This is a genomic window from Hydrogenophaga sp. (assembly GCF_014773545.1).
In the GTDB taxonomy this organism is placed as follows: Bacteria; Pseudomonadota; Gammaproteobacteria; order Burkholderiales; family Burkholderiaceae_C; genus Hydrogenophaga.
The window spans coordinates 58,660-76,687 of record NZ_SDDV01000010.1 but is presented as its reverse complement, the minus strand read 5'-3'; the positions used below and the strand labels follow the sequence as shown (position 1 = coordinate 76,687).

16 protein-coding genes are annotated in these 18,028 nt (G+C 65.2%); 4 read left to right on the top strand and 12 right to left on the bottom strand.

Annotation, left to right across the window (positions count from 1 at the left end; all coding sequences use genetic code 11):
- Positions 1–14: 14 nt before the first annotated feature.
- The 9 genes from EST26_RS08515 to gshA all read right to left on the bottom strand — a co-directional run bounded on the left by EST26_RS08515 (position 15) and on the right by gshA (position 11,615).
- Positions 15–1,310: a TolC family protein gene (locus tag EST26_RS08515; protein ID WP_291067015.1), complete on the bottom strand. Its 1,296-nt coding sequence runs from the start codon at positions 1,308–1,310 to the stop codon at positions 15–17.
- Positions 1,307–4,588, bottom strand: coding sequence for an efflux RND transporter permease subunit (locus tag EST26_RS08510; protein WP_291067013.1), 3,282 nt, complete (start codon positions 4,586–4,588; stop codon positions 1,307–1,309). The genes EST26_RS08515 and EST26_RS08510 overlap by 4 nt, the downstream gene beginning before the upstream one ends.
- The gene (locus EST26_RS08505) at positions 4,585–5,679 is read right to left on the bottom strand and encodes an efflux RND transporter periplasmic adaptor subunit (RefSeq protein ID WP_291067012.1); all 1,095 of its coding nucleotides are present in this window, start codon (positions 5,677–5,679) and stop codon (positions 4,585–4,587) included. The genes EST26_RS08510 and EST26_RS08505 overlap by 4 nt, the downstream gene beginning before the upstream one ends.
- Positions 5,680–5,807: 128 nt before the next feature.
- The gene (locus tag EST26_RS08500) at positions 5,808–7,556 is read right to left on the bottom strand and encodes an AarF/UbiB family protein (protein WP_291067010.1); all 1,749 of its coding nucleotides are present in this window, start codon (positions 7,554–7,556) and stop codon (positions 5,808–5,810) included.
- Positions 7,557–7,590: 34 nt separating this feature from the next.
- Positions 7,591–8,025 carry a DUF883 domain-containing protein gene (locus EST26_RS08495; protein ID WP_291067008.1) on the bottom strand — a complete coding sequence of 145 codons (435 nt, stop codon included), beginning with the start codon at positions 8,023–8,025 and terminating at the stop codon, positions 7,591–7,593.
- A 93-nt stretch (positions 8,026–8,118) separates the two neighbouring features.
- Positions 8,119–8,739: a TetR/AcrR family transcriptional regulator gene (locus EST26_RS08490; protein WP_291067007.1), complete on the bottom strand. Its 621-nt coding sequence runs from the start codon at positions 8,737–8,739 to the stop codon at positions 8,119–8,121.
- A 326-nt stretch (positions 8,740–9,065) separates the two neighbouring features.
- A complete protein-coding gene (locus EST26_RS08485) occupies positions 9,066–9,398 on the bottom strand; it encodes a hypothetical protein (protein WP_291067005.1) in 333 nt (110 codons plus the stop codon).
- A gap of 56 nt (positions 9,399–9,454) precedes the next feature.
- Entirely contained in the window at positions 9,455–9,871 is a 417-nt protein-coding gene (locus EST26_RS08480) for a TlpA disulfide reductase family protein (protein WP_366474610.1), read from the bottom strand.
- A 460-nt stretch (positions 9,872–10,331) separates the two neighbouring features.
- Positions 10,332–11,615, bottom strand: coding sequence for a glutamate--cysteine ligase (gshA, locus tag EST26_RS08475; RefSeq protein WP_291067001.1), 1,284 nt, complete (start codon positions 11,613–11,615; stop codon positions 10,332–10,334).
- Between the two features lie 166 nt (positions 11,616–11,781).
- Between gshA and EST26_RS08470 the strand changes: the two genes are divergently transcribed.
- A complete protein-coding gene (locus tag EST26_RS08470) occupies positions 11,782–12,675 on the top strand; it encodes a LysR family transcriptional regulator (RefSeq protein ID WP_291066998.1) in 894 nt (297 codons plus the stop codon).
- Between the two features lie 22 nt (positions 12,676–12,697).
- Here EST26_RS08470 and EST26_RS08465 read toward each other — a convergent pair whose 3' ends face one another.
- Entirely contained in the window at positions 12,698–13,402 is a 705-nt protein-coding gene (locus tag EST26_RS08465; RefSeq protein WP_291066997.1) for a YggS family pyridoxal phosphate-dependent enzyme, read from the bottom strand.
- Between the two features lie 35 nt (positions 13,403–13,437).
- Here EST26_RS08465 and EST26_RS08460 point away from each other — a divergent pair, with 35 nt between their 5' ends.
- From EST26_RS08460 to EST26_RS08450, 3 genes are all read left to right on the top strand, one after another.
- Positions 13,438–14,481, top strand: coding sequence for a type IV pilus twitching motility protein PilT (locus EST26_RS08460; RefSeq protein ID WP_291066995.1), 1,044 nt, complete (start codon positions 13,438–13,440; stop codon positions 14,479–14,481).
- A 63-nt stretch (positions 14,482–14,544) separates the two neighbouring features.
- Complete coding sequence (locus tag EST26_RS08455) at positions 14,545–15,681, top strand: PilT/PilU family type 4a pilus ATPase (protein ID WP_291066993.1); 1,137 nt, start codon at positions 14,545–14,547, stop codon at positions 15,679–15,681.
- Between the two features lie 62 nt (positions 15,682–15,743).
- Positions 15,744–16,637, top strand: a complete 894-nt coding sequence (locus tag EST26_RS08450; RefSeq protein WP_291066991.1) for an NAD(P)-dependent oxidoreductase — start codon at positions 15,744–15,746, stop codon at positions 16,635–16,637.
- Positions 16,638–16,729: 92 nt separating this feature from the next.
- On the opposite strand, the gene EST26_RS08445 is transcribed toward EST26_RS08450, so the two are convergent.
- On the bottom strand, positions 16,730–17,395 hold the full coding sequence (locus EST26_RS08445) for a BON domain-containing protein (RefSeq protein ID WP_291066990.1): 666 nt from the start codon (positions 17,393–17,395) through the stop codon (positions 16,730–16,732).
- Positions 17,392–18,012: an SIS domain-containing protein gene (locus EST26_RS08440; RefSeq protein ID WP_291066989.1), complete on the bottom strand. Its 621-nt coding sequence runs from the start codon at positions 18,010–18,012 to the stop codon at positions 17,392–17,394. Before EST26_RS08440 ends, EST26_RS08445 begins: the two co-directional genes overlap by 4 nt.
- Between the last annotated feature and the right edge of the window lie 16 nt (positions 18,013–18,028).

Below are 18,028 nucleotides of genomic sequence, written 5' to 3'. Positions count from 1 at the left end.
CTTTCTCCTCAAACTCAGAGCTCTCCCGTGGCGCGCTTCAGACGCAAGCCCGCCAGCGCGGCATCAAACAGCGCATGGGCGTGGTTGCTCTCGCTGCCCGTGCGCAAGGTCTCGGCATGCAGAACCTCGGTCTGGGTGGACAGGCCGTTGGCATAGCGGTCGCGCGCCACCAGCAGGTTTTCCTTGGCCTGGGCGATGGCCGACTGGGTGACGATGAGGCGCTTGTGCGTTTCTTGCACATCGAGCCAGGTCTGGCGTACCTGCAGGGCAATGAGGGAGGCCAGCTCGTCGCGGTGCTGCGTCAATGCCGCGGCCTGGCGCTCGACCGCGTTGGCGCGGTGGCCGGCCACGCCGGCGTCGAACAGGTTCCATTTGACTCCCAGCGTGACCATCCATTGCCCCGGGTGTACCTGGTGGCGGTTCTCCTGGTAGACGTAGCCGCCGGACAACGCGAGCTGCGGGGCGGTTGTGCCGCGCACGGCGGCGGCCTGATGGCTCAGTGCCTCGATCTGACGCGCCAGTGCCGCCAGCTCACTGCGCTGCGCCAGTGCCCGCTCGCTCAGGGCGGGGAGCGGCTCCTGCGTCGCCTCGGGCGACAGGTCGTCGAGCGCGACGGGCTGCTCCAGCGGCCGCCCCAGCAGGCGGTTGTAGGCCGCGCGCGCCAGATCCAGCCCATTGGCCACCTGCAAGTGGCGCTGGCGCGCATCGGCCAGCGCCACTTGCACCGAGAGCAAGTCGCTTTTGGCGACCATGCCCTGCTCGTGCAGGTTGCCCACATCCCGCGCATGGGCCTGCAGGCTGGTGACGTGGCTCTGTGCGACCTGCAGCAGCCGGTCGGCGCGCAGCACGCTGACATAAGCATCCGCCACGCGCAGTTTGAGGTTCTGTGCGTCGGCGGCTTCGCCCAGCCGCGCCGCGTCCATGCCTGCCGTGGCGGCATCGATGCCGCGCGCGATGCGCCCGCCGGTGTAGAGCGGCAGCGTTGCCATGACCCGGTAGGCGGCGCTGTTCCTTTGCGCCAGCGGCATGTGCAGCGACTGGCCGAAAAAATCAAGCCTGGCCGCCGGTGTCTCACCGAGGGCGGTATAGCCCGCCTCCAGCGCCACATGGGGCAGGCGGGCGGATTTCGCCGCCTCCAGCAGGCTGGCGGCAGCGGCGGTGTTTTCGCGTGAGGCTTTGAGCCCACGGTCAACGGTCAGTGCAATGTCCCATGCCTGTTGCAGGGACTCGGCGCCGGCGTGGCCGGCCAGCAGGGCAGCGGCCAGACCGGCCAGCGGCACCAGGCGGCGAACTTGTATCGAGCGGTTCATGAGGTTCCTTGTTCCACGATAGCTTCTTTCCGGTCCTTGTAGCGCAGCAGCAGATACAGCAACAGCGGCACCACGACCAGGGTGAGCGCGGTGGAGGCCAGTGTGCCGAAGATCAGCGAGATCGCCAGCCCGCTGAACACCGGGTCGATGAGCATCACAGCGCTGCCCAGCATGATGGCCAGGGTCGTCAGCAGAATCGGCCGCAGGCGCACCGCGCCAGCTTCGAGGATGGCCTCGCGCAATTCCATGCCCTGGCGCCGGTAGTCCAGCACAAAGTCGATGATGAGCAGCGAGTTGCGCATCACCACCCCGGCCAGGGCGATGATGCCGATCAAGGAGGTGGCGCTGAACGGCTGCCCCATGAGCCAGTGTCCCGGAAAGATGCCTGCCAGCCCCAGCGGGATCGCCGCCATGGCGACCAGCGGCAGGCTGAACGACTGGTAATAGGCCACCAGCACCAGAAAGATGAAGGTCAGCGCCAGGCCCAGCGCACCCAGCATGTCGCGGTAGGTGTCCAGCATCATGCGCAGTTCGCCGTCCCATAGCAGGTGCGGACCCTCCAGGGTATCGGGTGCGACCGGGTTCAGGCGCAGGTTGCCGGTGCTCAGGCGGCTGCCATCGGCGAGCAGCAAGCCGTCCAGTCGCCGGTCAAGGTCGAGCACGGCATAGACGGGGGCGGTGGATCCGAGCTCGCCGCCGACGAAAGTGACGCGCTCGCCATTCTTGCGCAAGATCGCCCGGTCGACTGTGCCGGGGACGACTTGCACCAGCTCGGACAAGGGCACCTGCTGGCCCTGCCGGTTGGTCACGGACACGCGTGCCAGCAACGCGGGGTCGATCTGGTGGCGCCGGGGAATCTGCAAGCGGATCGGCACCGGGTTTTCCTCCCCGGCGATGCGGGCCCGACCCATTTCCTCGCCGGCGATCAGGCGACGCAGCGCGAGCGCTACTTCGGCCACGCTCAACCCGGACAGCGCGGCCTTTTCCCGGTCCACCGTCAGGCGATACTGAAAGACGTCCTGGACCTCGGAGTCGGTCACCTCCACCATGTCGTACGTTTGCAAGAAGGCCGCCTTGACCTGCGCGGACAGCGCGCGCAGTTGCTGCAAGTCCTGGCCGTAGATTTCGGCCAGCACGGTGGCGCGCACCGGCGGCCCCGGCGGGTTTTCCACCAGTTGCACCGCGCTGCCGGGGAAACGCGCGGCCATCGCTTGCAGTGCGGGCCGCAGCTCGCGCGCGATGTCGATCGAGGTCTTGCTCCGATCGGCCTTGTTCTGCAGGTTGACGCGGATCTCGGCAATGTGTTCCCCCCGCCGGTTGCCGGAACCACGCAGCAAGCCGTTGAAGTCGATCACACCGGTCTCGCCGATCCAGCTCTGGTAATTGAGAACGTAGGCGTTCTCGCGCAACAGGGCACCGACTTCGCGCGCGAACTGGTCGGTCGCCTCCACCGGTGCGGTCGCGGGCATGTCCAGGGTGATGTTGAAGGTGTTCTGGTCGTCTCTGGGCATCATGGCCAGCTCGACGCCGAACCAGGACTGCGGCCCGCTCAAGCCGGCCGGGCGCACGAACTGCCAGGCCGGTTGCAAAAGCGACACGGCAATGGCCAATCCCGCCAACAGGAAAACGAGCCGACGGCTGCGCGAGCGATCTATCAGCGGCGACATGATGGCGCGGTAGAAGCGATGCTGGCGGTCCTGGGTATCGTGGTCTTCCAGGTCGCGCCCTTCACCGGGCTTGAGCCAGCGGTTGGCGGCCCAGGGCACCACCGCGTAGGCCACCAGCAGCGAGGCCGCCATGGCGACCGGCACGTTGAAAGCGACCGGGTAGAAATACTGCCCCGGCATGCCACTGACCACCAGCAGCGAGCCGAACACCAGTATCACCGCCAGGGTGGCCAGGTTGGTGGGGCTGCCGATTTCATTGGTGGCCCGCACCGTGACCATGCGTTTGTCCTGCTTGCCAAGACGGCTGTAGCGGCGGTGAATGTTTTCGATCACGACAATCGCGCTATCGACCAGCAGCCCCAGCGACAGGATCAAGGCAAACAGCGAGACCCGGTTGATGGTCAGGCCAGCCAGATAGGCCGCACCCAGCGTCAGCGCCAGAATCAGCGGCACGGTCACGCTCACGATCAGTGCCTCCTTGAGTCCCAGGAACACGACGGTCACCAGGAACACGGCAAGAATCGCGATGACCAGCTTCTGGATCAGCCTGAAAACCGCAGCATTTGCCTTCTCGCCGTCGTTGCGGGTGACGACCAGTTCGACCCCGGGCGGCACGAACTGCGTCTTCATGCGTTCGATGCGCTCCAGCACATCGTTGGCAACGAAGACGGCGTTGCTGCCGGCTTTCTTGGCCACGGCCAGCGTGACGGCCGCCATCTCCGCCTGCTGCGTCGTGCCAAAACGCTCGTCGGCCGGGCCGAAAGCGAAACGACTGAGGTGTGTGCGCTCTTGCGGCGGGCCGTCGACGACCTGTGCCACGGCGCCCAGATAGATCGGGCGCCCGGCGTGGCTGCCGACGATCAGGCGTTCGAGGTCTTGCGCCGAGCTCAGAAAGCCGTCCAGGAACACCTGGCGGTTTTGGCCCTGTTGCACCACCGTGCCCAGGGGCGCGGCGAGATTGCTTGCGCGCAGGGTGGCCTGCACCTGGTCCAGCGTGACGCCGAAGGCCTGCAGGCGCTGCGGGTCCAACTCGATGCGCAGCTCCCGGTCGCGCCCGCCCCTGACGGAAATGGCGGAGACCTGGTCCAGGCTGCGCAGTCCTTCCATCAGGCGGTCGGCCAGGCGTTTCAGGGCGTGGTCGTCGTAGATCTCGGAGGCCAGCGTGACGGTGACGATGGGCACGTCGTCCACATGCACGCTGCGAATGAGCGGCTCGCCCGCGTCCGCAGGCAGGCGCTCGCGCTGCCCCAGCACCCCGTCGTAGAGTTTGACCAGGGATTCTTCCTTGTCCTCGCCGACCTTGAACTGCACCATCAGCACGCCCATCGAATTCACGGCGGTGGCGTACGTGTGATCAACGCCGGTAATCTGCTTGACGATGTCCTCCAGCGGGCGGATCACCAGCTCCTCCACCTCCTCGGCCGAGGCGCCGGGCAAGCTCACCCAGACCTCGGCGCCAGGCACCACGATCTGCGGGTTTTCCTCGCGCGGGGTCAGCGTCATGGCCAGCAAACCCAGCAGGGTGCAGGCCAGTATGAAAAGAACCGTCAGCCTGGACGTGACAAAGAGATTCGCCAGCCACCCGGCGCTGTTGATCCTAAGCGCACTCATCGGGCCTCCTTCGCGGCAGTGATGAGGTCGCCGTCACGAAGCGCGGGCACAGGCGCCGCCACAAAACGTTCGTTGGCTGCCAGGCCGGCACTCACCTCGACTTGGTCGGGCCACTCGCGGGCTATGCGCAGCCAGCGAAAGCGTGCCCGGCTTTCGCCGTCCAGCACGAAGACACCGGTGAGTCCGCCGCGCTCGACCAAGGCTTGTCTGGGCACCAATGGCGCAGAACTCACGCCGAGCCCGAACGCCGCGCGCCCGAACATGCCGGGCATCAGCCCCGCCGTTTCGGGCAGGGCGATCTTGACCTGGTGGCTGCGGCTGACGGGGTCGCCCGAACGCACCACCCGGCTCACCGTGCCCTTCAAGGGAGCGGACAGACCGTCGATGTTGACTCGCACCGGCTGGCCGACCGCGATGGCGGCGACCCGGCCCGCGGTCACGAAGGTCTCGAGCAGCAGCCCGCGGCCCGACTCCAGGGTCAGCAGTGGTGCGCCGGGCACGGCGAGCTCGCCCGCTCGTTTGTGGCGCGCCACCACCATGCCGTCCACCGGGCTGACGATCTCGGCGTGGGCGCGCTGGGCCAGCGCGATGTCGAGACCGGCGCGCGCTTGGTTGCGGGCCTCGCGCGCGGCCTCGAATTTCAGGCGCACCTTGCGCAATTCATTGTCCGAGACGCTGCCGCGCTCGAACAAACGCTGGAAGCGCTCCACGTCGATCTGTGCATCGCGCAACGCCGCCTCTGCCGCGCCGGTCCCGGCCTGAGCTTGGCGGATGCCGCCTTCCACGTCGGCGGCGTCCAGGCGGACCAGCACCTGCCCGCGCCGCACCTGGTCACCCTCCTGCACCAGGATGTCGCGGATATGGCCGCTCAGCCGCGAGGCAAGCTCGACGCGCTGGTCCGACACCACCGAGCCAACCGCCGTGTATTCGAGCGGCGCCCCGGTGGACGCGGTCATGAGCGGCAGGGAATGGCTTGTCGCATTCGATGCGGCAGGCGCTTGCGGCGCTTTGCCGCAAGCGCCCAGGAGTGCGGCCAGCGCCAGCGGCGCCAGGTAGAGGATGAGGTTTTTTTTCACGCGAGAAACTTTCATGACGAGCTTGAGGGGCTGATTTCTTGCTTGTATTTCGATGCTCTGGCGTTACTGGCCAGTAAGCCAGTTGCCCGGCCGCGCTGGCGGCACCTTGCCCGCCGCCGGGGCGCTGTGGGCCTGTGTCGCGTTCATTCCTTGCCCCTGCTGCGCCAGATCGACAGCAAAAGCCAGAGGCTGCCGATGACGGCGCCGACGAAGCCGAGCAGGCCGAAGAAGGGCAGCCCCAGCCAAGTGGGGCCGCCGGATACGGTCATGGCGATGGAGGAGCCGATGATGAGCGCGGCGATGACGATGCCGACCGTGAGTCGGCTGGCGGCGTTGTCGAGTTGGTTGCCGACACGTTTCAAGTGTGTGACATCGATGTGGATTTCCAGCCGCCCGCGCCGCGCGGCGCGCAGCAGCCGGGAGATATCCTGGGGCAAAGCGGCCACCAGGGAAAGCGACTCACTGACCCCGCGCCAGCCGCGTTGGAAGAGGGCCGTGGGGGTGTAGCGTGCGCGCAGCGCCTGTTCCAGCAGGGGTTTCGCTTCGCCGGCCATGTCGAAGTCAGGGTCGAGTTCGCGGCCCATGCCTTCGAGCGAGATGAAGGCCTTGACCAGCAGGCTCATGTCGGGCGGCAAGGCCAGTTGGTGCTGCCGCAAAATGGCCACCAGCTCGGAGAGCATGGCGCCGAGCCGGAGCTGCTTGAGCGCCACGCCATGGTACTGTTGCACAAAGGTCTGGATTTCCAGCAGCAGGCCGTCCTCGTCCAGGGTGCCGTCGCCGGTCCAGTCGAGCATCACGTCGGCCACGCGGCGCGGCTCTTGCTCGACCAGCCCCAGCAGCAGCCCGGTCAACTGGTCGCGCCGCTCCTCGGTGAGTCGCCCGACCATGCCGAAGTCGATGAGGGCGATGCGGTTGCCAGGCAGGTAGAACACGTTGCCGGGGTGCGGGTCGGCGTGAAAAAAGCCGTCCTCCACGATCATTTTCAGCACCGCGCGCGCGCCCCGGCGGGCGAGCACCTTGCGATCCAGGCCGGCCTGGTCAACGGCGGCAAGCTTGCGCGCGGAAATGCCGGTGATGAATTCCTGCACGCAGACCCGCTCGCCGGTCCATTGCCAATAGACGCGGGGGATGACGACGATCGGGAGTGCCGCAGGGGGTTCGGCTGCAGCTTGCACGGCGCCGGTGCCGGTGGGCTCGTCTTTGTCGGTGTAGTTGGCAAAATTCTCCGCGATGCGCTCGGCGTTGCGGCATTCGCCGGTGAAATCGAGTTCGCGCCGCAGCGACTGGGTAAACTGGCGCACCAGATCCTGCGGGCGAAAGGCGCGCAGTTCCGAACTTTCGCCCTCAGCGAGTTGCGCCAGTCTGGCGAGCCAGCGCAGGTCGGCTTCGATGATCGGCCGGATGCCGGGCCGACGCACCTTGACCACCACCTCGCTGCCGTCTTCGAGGCGGGCGCGGTGCACCTGCGCGACGGAGGCCGCCGCCAGCGGCTCGGGATCGAAGGCGGCGAATACCTCCTCGGGCGGTGCGCCCAGGTCCGCGCAGAGTTGCTGGCGGATGTCGACCCAGGGCGCGGGGGGCGTGCTGTCCTGCAGCTTACCGAATTCGGCGATCCATTCCGGCTCGAACAGGTCGATGCGGGTGGCCAGCAGCTGGCCGAGCTTGACGAAGGTCGGTCCCAACTCCTCCAGCGCCCGGCGCACCCGGGCGGGCGGATCGAGATGCGCCAGTTCCTCGGCCTCGCGCCAGTGCAGCGCCCGCCCGGCCCGCTCCAGGGCATCGGCCAGCCCCATCCGGCGCACCATGTCGCCAAAGCCGTAGCGGATCAGGATCGAGGCGATGCCGTGCAGGCGGCCGAGGTCGCGCACCGTCGTCAGTGCCTGCCACAGCATCAGCGGCTCTTGCCTTGGAGGCGCACCATTTTGCTCATCGCCTCCAATCCTGCATCGCTTTCAATGCCTTGTCGGCGGCCGTCTTGGTGGCGGCAACGGCTTGCTGGGCGGCCGCCGCAGCATGCTGGGCCGCTTCTTTGCCGGATTCGCTTGCCTTTTTGACCGATTCCTCGGCCTTGTGCGCCGCTTCGCCGGCGGCTTCAGCCGCCTGGGTGGCCGCGTCCGAGATTTTTTGCAGTGCGTCCTGGACGTCTTGCCTGGTTTTGTCGACGTTTGTGGCCGCGAACTCGGCCAGTCGGTCCTGGGTCGTCTTCAGGTTGTCCTGAAGACGGGTGCGCAGGCCCGCGATTTTCTCGCCGGCTTGATCGCTGGTGGCTTGCAGCAGCGCCTCGGCATCGGCAAGCAGATGCTTCAGGTCGGCGATCAGTTTGTCTTTGGTCGCGGAGTTTGGTTTGTTGGATTCAGTCATGGAAAACCTCTCGATCAGTGATGAAAAGTAAAAGCGCAACGGCGCGGGAATCTGCCGGGCAGCCCGTCTGCCTGCCCGGCAAGGCTGATTTTGTCACGGCACCTCGCTGCTTGCGCCAAGACCGTTGCGCAACAAGCCGACGACATGCCGCGCAATGGCTTCGGGGTCTTCGTGCTGGTGCTGGTGGCCCGGCAGGAAGCACCGCACCGACTGGGTTTCAAAAGGGTAGATCACCAGACCGAGCATCGAAACGACAAGCAGGTTGGCGTCATAGACCGGGGCGAGCTCACCGGCGAGATCACCGGCGAGCTGGTGCAGTGCGCTGAACAGGTCCCGAAAGACGCAGTCCGCCAGGCTTTGCAGGCGCTGTTCATTGCTGTCCAGCAGCACCCATTGCATCAGGCGTCTGAAGTCTTTTTCCCTGGCGAGCATGCGCGTGAAGAGTGCGACGAACGCTTCGAGCCGATCCCAGGGTTGTTCTCCACCTTCCAGAAGGGACTTCAAGGGCCTCACTTTTTCTTCGAAGGCATGGCCGACCGCAGCCAGACAGAGCTGCTCTTTGTCCGAAAAGTGGTGGTAGAGGGCGGCAGGCGTCACACCCACGACAGCCGCGATATCACGCATCGAAACCCCGTCAAATCCGACCTTTGCGAAGAGCGGCACCGACAGCCCGAGGATTTCCTCGCGCGTATGCTTGAAAGCTGATGTTGCCATTGGGTGTCACCTGGATTTTGCATGCCACTTAACGAACGTTCATTAAACACCGATTTTCATTATTTTGCAACGCGTGGTCTTGTCCAACGAGGTGCGAGCCTGAAGGCGATGGCGAGCTTCCAGCGGGGAATGAGGCTGGAACAGGTCTGAGGCCAGGGGATGAGCAGCCCATTGGGGGCAGGCATGCGCGGGTTGTCGATCATCAAAGCGATGGCGATCGACATGGACGAAGCACGGGCACGCACGCTGGATATAGGCAGTAGACAGAGCTGCGGCTGATCTGCAGCAGGCGGACCTGGCGCACCACGCTCAAGAGGTGTTCACGGTCATCGCTTTGCGCTGCGCAATCCCGCCTTGGTGAGCGCGTTTTCTAAAAAATCACCCTCCAGCGCCAGTTGCCCGATCTTGGCGTGCAGCGGGGCCAAACCGACCGGCTCGGGCGCCGAGCCAGCGCCGAAGACGTTGGCCGCGCGATCGAGCAGCCGACGCTCGTTGATCTGCGTGGGGTGCAGCTCGAACTCCTTGCAGGGCTCGGCCATGGTCTTGTCTTCGCGCAACGCGGCCAGCGCCACCTTGGCCTTGAGCGCCGCACTGTGGGAGCGGCGCGTGCGCCGTCCGGATGCGTGACCCCGGCGTGCGGGCGCCATCACTGATGGCATTCAACAGGGTCCGGTAGACCGCGTCGACGCAGTCAGTTCTGGTGTTGATTCTGGTGTCAACTCTGCGCCAGCAAGCGCTCGATCAACTGGTGCAGGGCGACGAAGTCTGTCGTGCCGACGAATTGACTGACGATGCGGCCTTGCTTGTCGACCACGTAAGTGGTCGGGGTCAGCCTCACGTCGCCCCAGGCCTGGGCGATCTGACCTGTGTTGTCCAAAGCCACCTTGAACGGCAGTTGCCGCGTTTGTGCGAAATTGAGCACCCAGGCCGGCGGGTCGTAGCTCATGGCGACCGCCACGGTCTCGAAACCCCGATCCTTGAACTTGTTGTAGGTGCTCACCAGATAAGGCATTTTCTGCACACAGGAGACGCAGGTGGTGGCCCAGAAATTCACCAGCGTGACCCGGCCCTTGAAATCAGCGGTGCTGATCTGGCTGCCGTCGAGCAACACAAAGTTTGAATTCGGTGCCATGTCGCGCCTGCCACAGCCGCCAAGCAACAAGGGAGCGGACAGTCCCAGCAGCGACAGGGCCAACACCAGGCTGCGCCGAGACAGTGGCTGAGGTGGGTGGTGGTGCGTCATGGTCATTTACAAGAAAGCAGGTGGGGCGAATGGGGGCCGGATGCGGGGCCCACGGGTGGGGCTCGACTCTGCCTACACAGTGCAAGTTCATCGGCCCCTGTGCAGCGCGCTCAGTTTAACGGACATGACTTTGAAAGGCGCCCCAAAAAATGAAAGTCATGCCCGTTCTCCTTCACCAATCGGGTGCGTAGCGCTCTCACCCAGCAGGTGACTGCCTTCGTGGTCAAATGAGTGTGTGTTCCTGGGCGTTTCCAGCGCAAACTGCGCGGTCAACTGCCGGATTTAGGTTCAATGTGCTGGTCAAGGGCTGCGTTCGATGGGCGGGTGCCGGGCGACAAACACGAGATTCTCAGTCGTAGTGCTCGGCGTCCGGGTCGCTGGCTTCTAGTTCGTAGCTGGCCGCCAGCATGGCCAGGCGGCCTATCACGCCGTACATGTAAAACCGATTCGGCACGCTGGCGCCGGGTTTGATGCCCGGCTGCGGCAGTTGTGCACTGTGTTCGAAGGCCAGTGGTACGAAGCCAGCGCCCGGCGCCCTAGCACTGTGGTCGGCGTCGTGCTCGGCGTGCACACGGTATAAGCCGCCCACCACATAACGATCCATCAGGTAGACCACAGGCTCGGCGTGGGCGGCGTTGATGCGTTCACACGTAGGCACGCCTTCTTGCAGCAGGATTTCAGGCACTGCCAGCGCGCCTGGCTCGGTGCCCAGGCGCGCCAGCAGGGCCGGGGCGAGCCGGTCGATTTCCTTCGCGTCGCGCAGCAGCACGCCGCCTGAGCCGCGGTCAGACTTGATGCGAACGAATGGTTTTTCGTTGATGCCGTATTCCTTGTACTTGCGCCGGATTTTGGCCAGCAGCACATCGGCGTGGTTGCGCAAAGCGTCCAGCCCTGGTGGGCTGCTGCCATCGATTGCGCCGCAGGCGGCAAACAGCGGCGCAATCAGCCAGTGGTCCATGCCCAGCAATTTGCCAAAGCGCTTGGCCACCTCTTCATAAGCCTTGCTGTGGCGGCTTTTGCGCCGTGTGCTCCAGCTGGCGTGCAGCGGCGGCAGCAGGTATTGCTCGTGCAACTCTTCCAGGATGCCGGGCACGCCCGCGCTCAAGTCGTTGTTGAGAACGATAGTGCAGGGGTCGAAATTTTTCAGACCCAAGCGGCGTTTGTTGCGAATCAGCGGCTCGAGCGTGACCGATGCCCCGTCGGGCAGCTCGATGGTGGTGGGTGCCTTGATCTGATTCGACAGCGATCCGATCCGCACGTTGAGGCCGGCCTGGTAAAAGATGCGCCGCAACTGGGCCAGGTTGCTGAGGTAGCAGCGGTCTTCGGTGCTGCGCGGCACCAGCAGCAAGTTCTTCGCTTCCGGGCAGATTTTCTCGATCGCCGCCATGGCGGCTTGCACCGCCAGCGGCAACATCTCGGGCGCGAGGTGGTCCCAGCCGTCGGGATGCAGACGGGTCTCGACCGGCGCGAGCTTGAAGCCGGCGTTGCGGATGTCGACCGAGGTGTAGAACGGCGGCGTATGTTCCATCCACTCGAGGCGGAACCAGCGCTCGATGACCGGCATGGACTCCAGAATGCGTTGCTCGAGCTCGTTGATGGGGCCGGTCAAAGCGGTGACGAGGTGGGGAACCATGGTTTGTAAATCGGTGGCGGCTGGATCGGTGCGGCCAGTGTAGCGGGCGGCCAAGGGGTCTGGCAGCGCTGCCTGGCATTTTCTTGCGTCAACCCGAGTGCCACTGGCCTATGCATCTCACACTGAAATTGCAGACAATCGTCGGCCCGATCGGAAAAATCCGCACATGCAGCAAGAACTCAATTACAAGCACCTGTACTACTTCTGGGTGGCCGCCAAGGAAGGTGGCATGTCGCACGCGGCCAGCCGACTGGGCATGGCGGTGCAAACGGTCAGCGCGCAGGTGCGGCTGCTGGAGCGCTCGCTCGGGTATTCCTTGTTCAAGCCGGCCGGGCGCGGGCTGGAGCTGACTGACGCGGGGCAGGCGGCGCTGCAGGTGGCCGAGCAGATTTTTCAGCTCGGCCAACGCCTGCACAGCGTCGTGCGCGAGGCCAGCAGTCCGGCCCACCTGCGTCTGGTGGTGGGCATCTCGGACGGTTTGTCCAAACTCGCGGTGCGCGACTTGCTGGCGCCGGTGCTGAGCGATCCGCGCTTGCGCCTGCTCTGCCATGAAGACGCTTTCGATGACCTGGTGGCCGACTTGGCGCTGCACCGGCTCGACGTCGTGCTGTCGGATCGGCCCGCACCGGCCAATCCCAATCTGCGGCTCTACAGCCACGCGCTGGGCGGCTCCGACATGGGCTGGTACGCGCCAGCGGTATGGCTGGCGCAGGCGCGCGAACACTTTCCGCACAACCTGGCGACGCTGCCGGTGTTGCTGCCCACGTCCAATTCGTCGGTGCGATTTCGCATCGACCAGTGGTTGGAGCGCCGCGGCGTGCAGCCCCATGTGGTGGGTGAGTTTGAAGACAGTGCCCTGCTGGCTACATTTGGCGCGGGCGGCATGGGCGTTTTCCCGGCTTCCGAACGCATGCGGGAAAAGCTCTCGCAGGGCTATGGCCTGAGTTGGTTTGCTCCCTGCGAAGGAGTGAGGGAACACTTTTTTGCCATTGGTACCGAGCGAAAAGTCCAGCACCCGCTGCTGCGCCACCTGCTGCAGGCCGCCCAAGGGCCAGATTGACGGCAAGGCTTTTGCGCGCGTCTCAAACAGGGCTGGGTCGCTGGCCAAAAATTGCCCGCCCGACCCGCACCAGGGTCGATCCGGCGCTGACGGCGGCGTCTAGGTCTTCGCTCATGCCCATCGACAAAGTATCGAGCGCCAGACCACTGGCGCGCAGTTGCTCGAACAGCGCCTGGGCGCGCGCGAACACGGCGCGCTGGGCGTCGAAGGTTTGCACCGGCTCTGGAATGCACATCAGACCGCGCAGTCGCAGACGCGGCAGAGCTGCCACCGCCTGCGCCAGCGCCGGCAGATCTTGTGGGCTCAGGCCGGATTTGTTGGCGCCGCCGTCCAGTTTGACCTGCAAACAGACTTGCAAATCGGGCCGTTCGGCCGGACGCTGCGCGCTCAGGCGTTCGGCGATCTTGAGCCGGTCGAGCGACTGCACCCAATCGAAATGGGTCGCCACCAGCCGCGTCTTGTTGCTCTGCAGCGGTCCGATGCAGTGCCACTCGATGGTGGCGCCGGGGTCAGATTGGCGCAGCGCGAGGATTTTCTCCACGCCCTCCTGCACGTAATTTTCACCAAATGCGCGCTGACCCGCAGCCAGCGCCAAGCGCACCGCCTCGGGGCCAAAGGTCTTGGAGACCGCCAGCAGCCCAACCTGCGCCGCGTCACGACCGGCGCGAGCGCAGGCGAGTTCGATGCGTTGGCGCACCTGCCGGAGATTGTCTTCAATCGTCGTCATAATGAGAGCGTTACAACACCGCACCGAATCCAGGCATGGACATCACCCAACTGCTGGCTTTCAGCGTCAAACACAAAGCCTCCGATTTGCACCTGTCGGCCGGCCTGCCGCCCATGATACGGGTGCATGGCGATGTGCGTCGCATCAACGTCGAACCGCTGGACCACAAGCAGGTGCACGGCATGATGTATGACATCATGAACGACAGCCAGCGCAAGCATTTCGAAGAATTCCTGGAGTGTGATTTTTCGTTCGAGATCGAAGGTTTGGCGCGTTTTCGCGTCAACGCCTTCAACCACAACCGCGGCGCCGGGGCGGTGTTTCGCACTATTCCGAGCAAGATTCTCACCCTTGAGCAGCTCAACACGCCGAAAATTTTTGCCGAGCTCGCGCTGCGCCCGCGCGGCCTGGTACTGGTGACTGGCCCGACCGGTTCGGGCAAGTCGACCACGCTGGCGGCCATGGTCAATCACCTCAACGAAACCGAGTACGGCCACATTCTGACGGTGGAAGACCCGGTCGAATTCGTGCATGTATCGAAGAAATGTCTGGTGAATCAGCGCGAGGTCGGGCCGCACACGCTGAGCTTTGCCAACGCGCTGCGTTCGGCGCTGCGCGAAGACCCGGACGCGATTTTGGTCGGCGAGCTGCGCGACCTCGAAACCATCCGGCTGGCCATGACCGCCGCCGAAACCGGCCACTTGGTGCTGGGCACGCTGCACACTTCCAGCGCGGCCAAGACCATTGACCGCGTCATAGACGTCTTCCCGGCAGAAGAAAAAGACATGGTGCGCGCCATGTTGTCCGAATCTTTGGTGGCGGTGATCTCGCAGACGCTGTGCAAGATGAAAGACGGCAGCGGCCGCGTGGCGGCGCACGAAATCATGCTCGGCACCAGCGCCATTCGCAACCTGATTCGTGAGGCCAAGGTGGCGCAAATGTACTCGGTGATCCAGACCGGCAGCGGTGTCGGCATGCAGACGCTGGACCAGAATCTGAGCGACCTGGTCAAGCGCAACATCATCAGCCCGGCCGAGGCGCGCAGCAAGGCAAAAATTCCGGAGAATTTCCCAGGCTGAAGCGGCTTGCGGCGCTCACCCACACCGGCCCGAGTCCCACATCACCCAGAGCTCCCGACCACCATGGAACGCGACCAGGCATCCAAATTCATCAATGACCTGTTGCGCCTGATGCTCAGCCGCAACGGCAGCGACTTGTTCCTGACCGCCGACTTCCCGCCGGCGATCAAGGTCGACGGCAAGGTGATCAAGGTCTCGCCGCAGCCGCTCAACGCCAGCCACACGCTGGCGCTGGCGCGCGCCATCATGAACGACAAGCAGGCGGCCGAGTTCGAGCGCAGCAAGGAATGCAATTTCGCCATTGCGCCACCGGCGATCGGTCGCTTTCGGGTCAGCGCCTTCATTCAGCAGGGCAAGATCGGCATGGTCTTGCGCACCATTGCGACCGTGTTGCCGACCATAGACCGGCTCGGTCTGCCGCAGGTGCTCAAAGAGGTGGCGCTGTCCAAACGCGGTCTGGGCATCATCGCCGGAGCCACCGGCTCAGGCAAGTCGACCACGCTGGCAGCCATGGTGGACTGGCGCAACGAAAACACCCACGGCCACATCATCACCATCGAAGACCCGGTGGAATTCGTGCACCCGCACAAGAACTGCGTCATCACGCAGCGCGAGGTCGGGCTGGATACCGACAACTGGGAGGTGGCGCTGAAGAACACCTTGCGCCAGGCGCCGGACGTGATTTTGATGGGCGAGATTCGCGACCGTGAAACCATGGAGCACGCGATCCAGTTTTCCGAGACCGGGCACCTGTGTCTGGCCACGCTGCACGCCAACAACGCCAACCAGGCGCTCGATCGCATCATCAACTTCTTTCCCGAAGAGCGCCGCTCGCAACTGCTGATGGACCTCTCGCTCAATCTGCGCGGCCTGATCTCGCAGCGCCTGGTGCCGCGCCAAGACGGCAAAGGCCGTTTTGCCGCGGTCGAGGTGATGCTCAATTCGCCGCTGATTGCCGATCTGATCTTCAAAGGCGAGGTGGCCGAGATCAAGGAGATCATGAAAAGGAGCGGCAACCTGGGCATGCAGACCTTCGACCAGGCCTTGTTCGACGCCTTTGAAGTCGAATTAGTCAGCTACGAAGACGCGCTGCGCAACGCCGACTCGGTCAACGACTTGCGGCTGCAAATCAAGCTCAACAGCCGGCGTGCCAAGTCGCACAACCTGGCCGCTGGCACCGAACACATGACGATCGGCTGATGCGCCAGGCAAGCGGCTTGGCGGCCCAGACTCCAGCGTAAAGACAAGCCACGACACTTGACATGACCCGTCGCAGTTATGAATCGACGCCAGCACGGCGGGTCGCCTTTTTGGGCCTGGGTGTGATGGGCCACCCGATGGCCGCGCACCTGGCGCGCGCCGGTCACGTCGTCACGGTCTACAACCGCAGCCCGGCCAAGGCACAGGCCTGGGTGGCGCAATTCGGCGGCCGGGCGCAACCCACGCCGCGCACTGCGGTGCAAGGCGCCGAGTTTGTGTTTTCCTGTGTCGGCAACGACGACGACGTGCTCGGCATCACGCTGGGCGACGACGGTGCCTTCGCTGGCATGGCGGCGGGCGCGGTGTTGGTCGACCACACCACCAGTTCGGCCACGCTGGCGCGCACCCTGTATGCGAACGCCAGCCAGCGCGGCCTGGGCTTCATCGACGCGCCGGTCTCGGGCGGTCAGGTGGGCGCGCAAAACGGTGCGCTCAGCGTCATGTGCGGCGGCGAACAAGCGGCTTTTGATGCGGTGCGGCCGCTGCTGCTGAACTACGCCAAAGTCTGCGTGCGCATGGGTGACAGCGGGGCCGGTCAGCTCACCAAGATGGTGAACCAGATCTGCATCGCCGGTTTGCTGCAAGGCTTGGCGGAAGCGCTCGCCTTTGGCCAGCAGGCCGGGCTTGACATGGAGCGCGCGGTCGACCTCATCAGCCAGGGTGCGGCGCAGAGCTGGCAGCTCGAGCAGCGGGCCAAGACCATGCTGGCCGACCAATTCGACTTTGGCTTTGCGGTCGACTGGATGCGAAAAGACCTCGGACTGGTGTTGGCCGAGGCCCGGCGCAACGGCGCACGGCTGCCGGTGACGGCGCTGGTCGACCAGTTCTACGCCGACTTGCAAGCCGCGGGAGACAACCGGCTCGACACCTCCAGCCTGATCAAACGCTTGCGCTGAACCGGGGCAGCGCAGGCGCGAACCTGAGCGCACGGGAAAGCGCAGCAAGCGCGCACGCGGCCCGCTTGGCGTGCCGCACCGGCGCAGCGCTGTCAGGGATTGCGGCCGGTGTCGGGGCTGGGCACGCCGGCCGGTTTGGGTTGCAGGCGCGCCAGTTCTTCTTCGCTGATGATCTCCATCATGCGCACCACGCGCTGCACGCCCTGGGTGTTGCGCAACACCTCGGTGGCCCGGTTGGCTTCGCGTTGCGTCACCCGGCCCATCAGGTAGACCGTGCCGCGGCTGGTGGTCACATGAAAGGCGTTGGCAAACAGGTCGCGCGCCTCAACCAGCGCTGCTTTGGCCCGCCCGGTGAGCAGCAGGTCTGAGGAGCGCTGCGCCAGCGACGCCACGTCCAGCAGCGCGAGTTCGTTGAAGACGCCGCTGACGTTTTCCACCGCAGCGACGGTGCGCTCGGCCAGCAACCGATCCTGCTCATTGGCGACTTCTCCGGTCAGCAGCACGCGGCGGTTGTAGCTGGTGACTGACACCCGGCCGCGTTCGCCGATCTGATCGCGCAGGCGGTTGGCCGCGCGCAGCTCTATGCCTTTGTCTTCCAGCATCGCGCCCGAGGTGCGCCGGTCGGTCGCCACCAGGACGGTGGTCACGCCAGCGCCGACCACCAGCGGTGCACAGGCCGAAACGCCGGTGCCGAGCAGCACGACAGCGAGGGTGCTGACGGCCAGCCGGCTCCAGCGGGTGGATGGACGGGTCTTCATGAGGAGCGCTCCTGTTCAGGGGTGATGGCGTCAGGCAGACCCAGCAACTGGGCGTCCACGCCATCGCAAATGCAGTGCAGAATCAAGTGTTGCACTTCCAGAATACGGGCCGGCAGATCGTGCGGCACGCACACGTGCACGTCGGTGTCGCGCAGCAACCGCGCCAGTTGGCCGCCGCGCGCGCCGCTCAGGGCCAGCACGGTCATGTCGCGCTCGTGCGCGGCCTGCACCGCCGCCAGCACGTTGGCCGAGTTGCCGCTGGTGCTCAGCACCAGCAGCACGTCGGCGGCCTGCCCGAGCGCGCGCACTTGGCGCGCGTAAACCGAGCGGCCGTCGAAATCGGTCGCGATGCCGGTCAGCACGGCGGCGTCGGCCGCCAGCGAGAGGGCGGCCAGTTCCGGGCGCTCGCGCTCATAGCGGCCCATGAAGCTGGCCGCGAAGTGCTGCGCCGCCGCCGCCGATGCTCCATTGCCACAGGCCAGCACCTTGCCGCCGCCGGTGACGCAGGCCAGCACCGCGGCGATGGCGTCTTGCACCACCGGCGCGAGCGACTGCGCGCACTGGTACTTGAGATCGGCGCTGTCGATGAACTGTTGTTGTATGCGTTGCAAAAGCATGGGGCGATGATAGCGT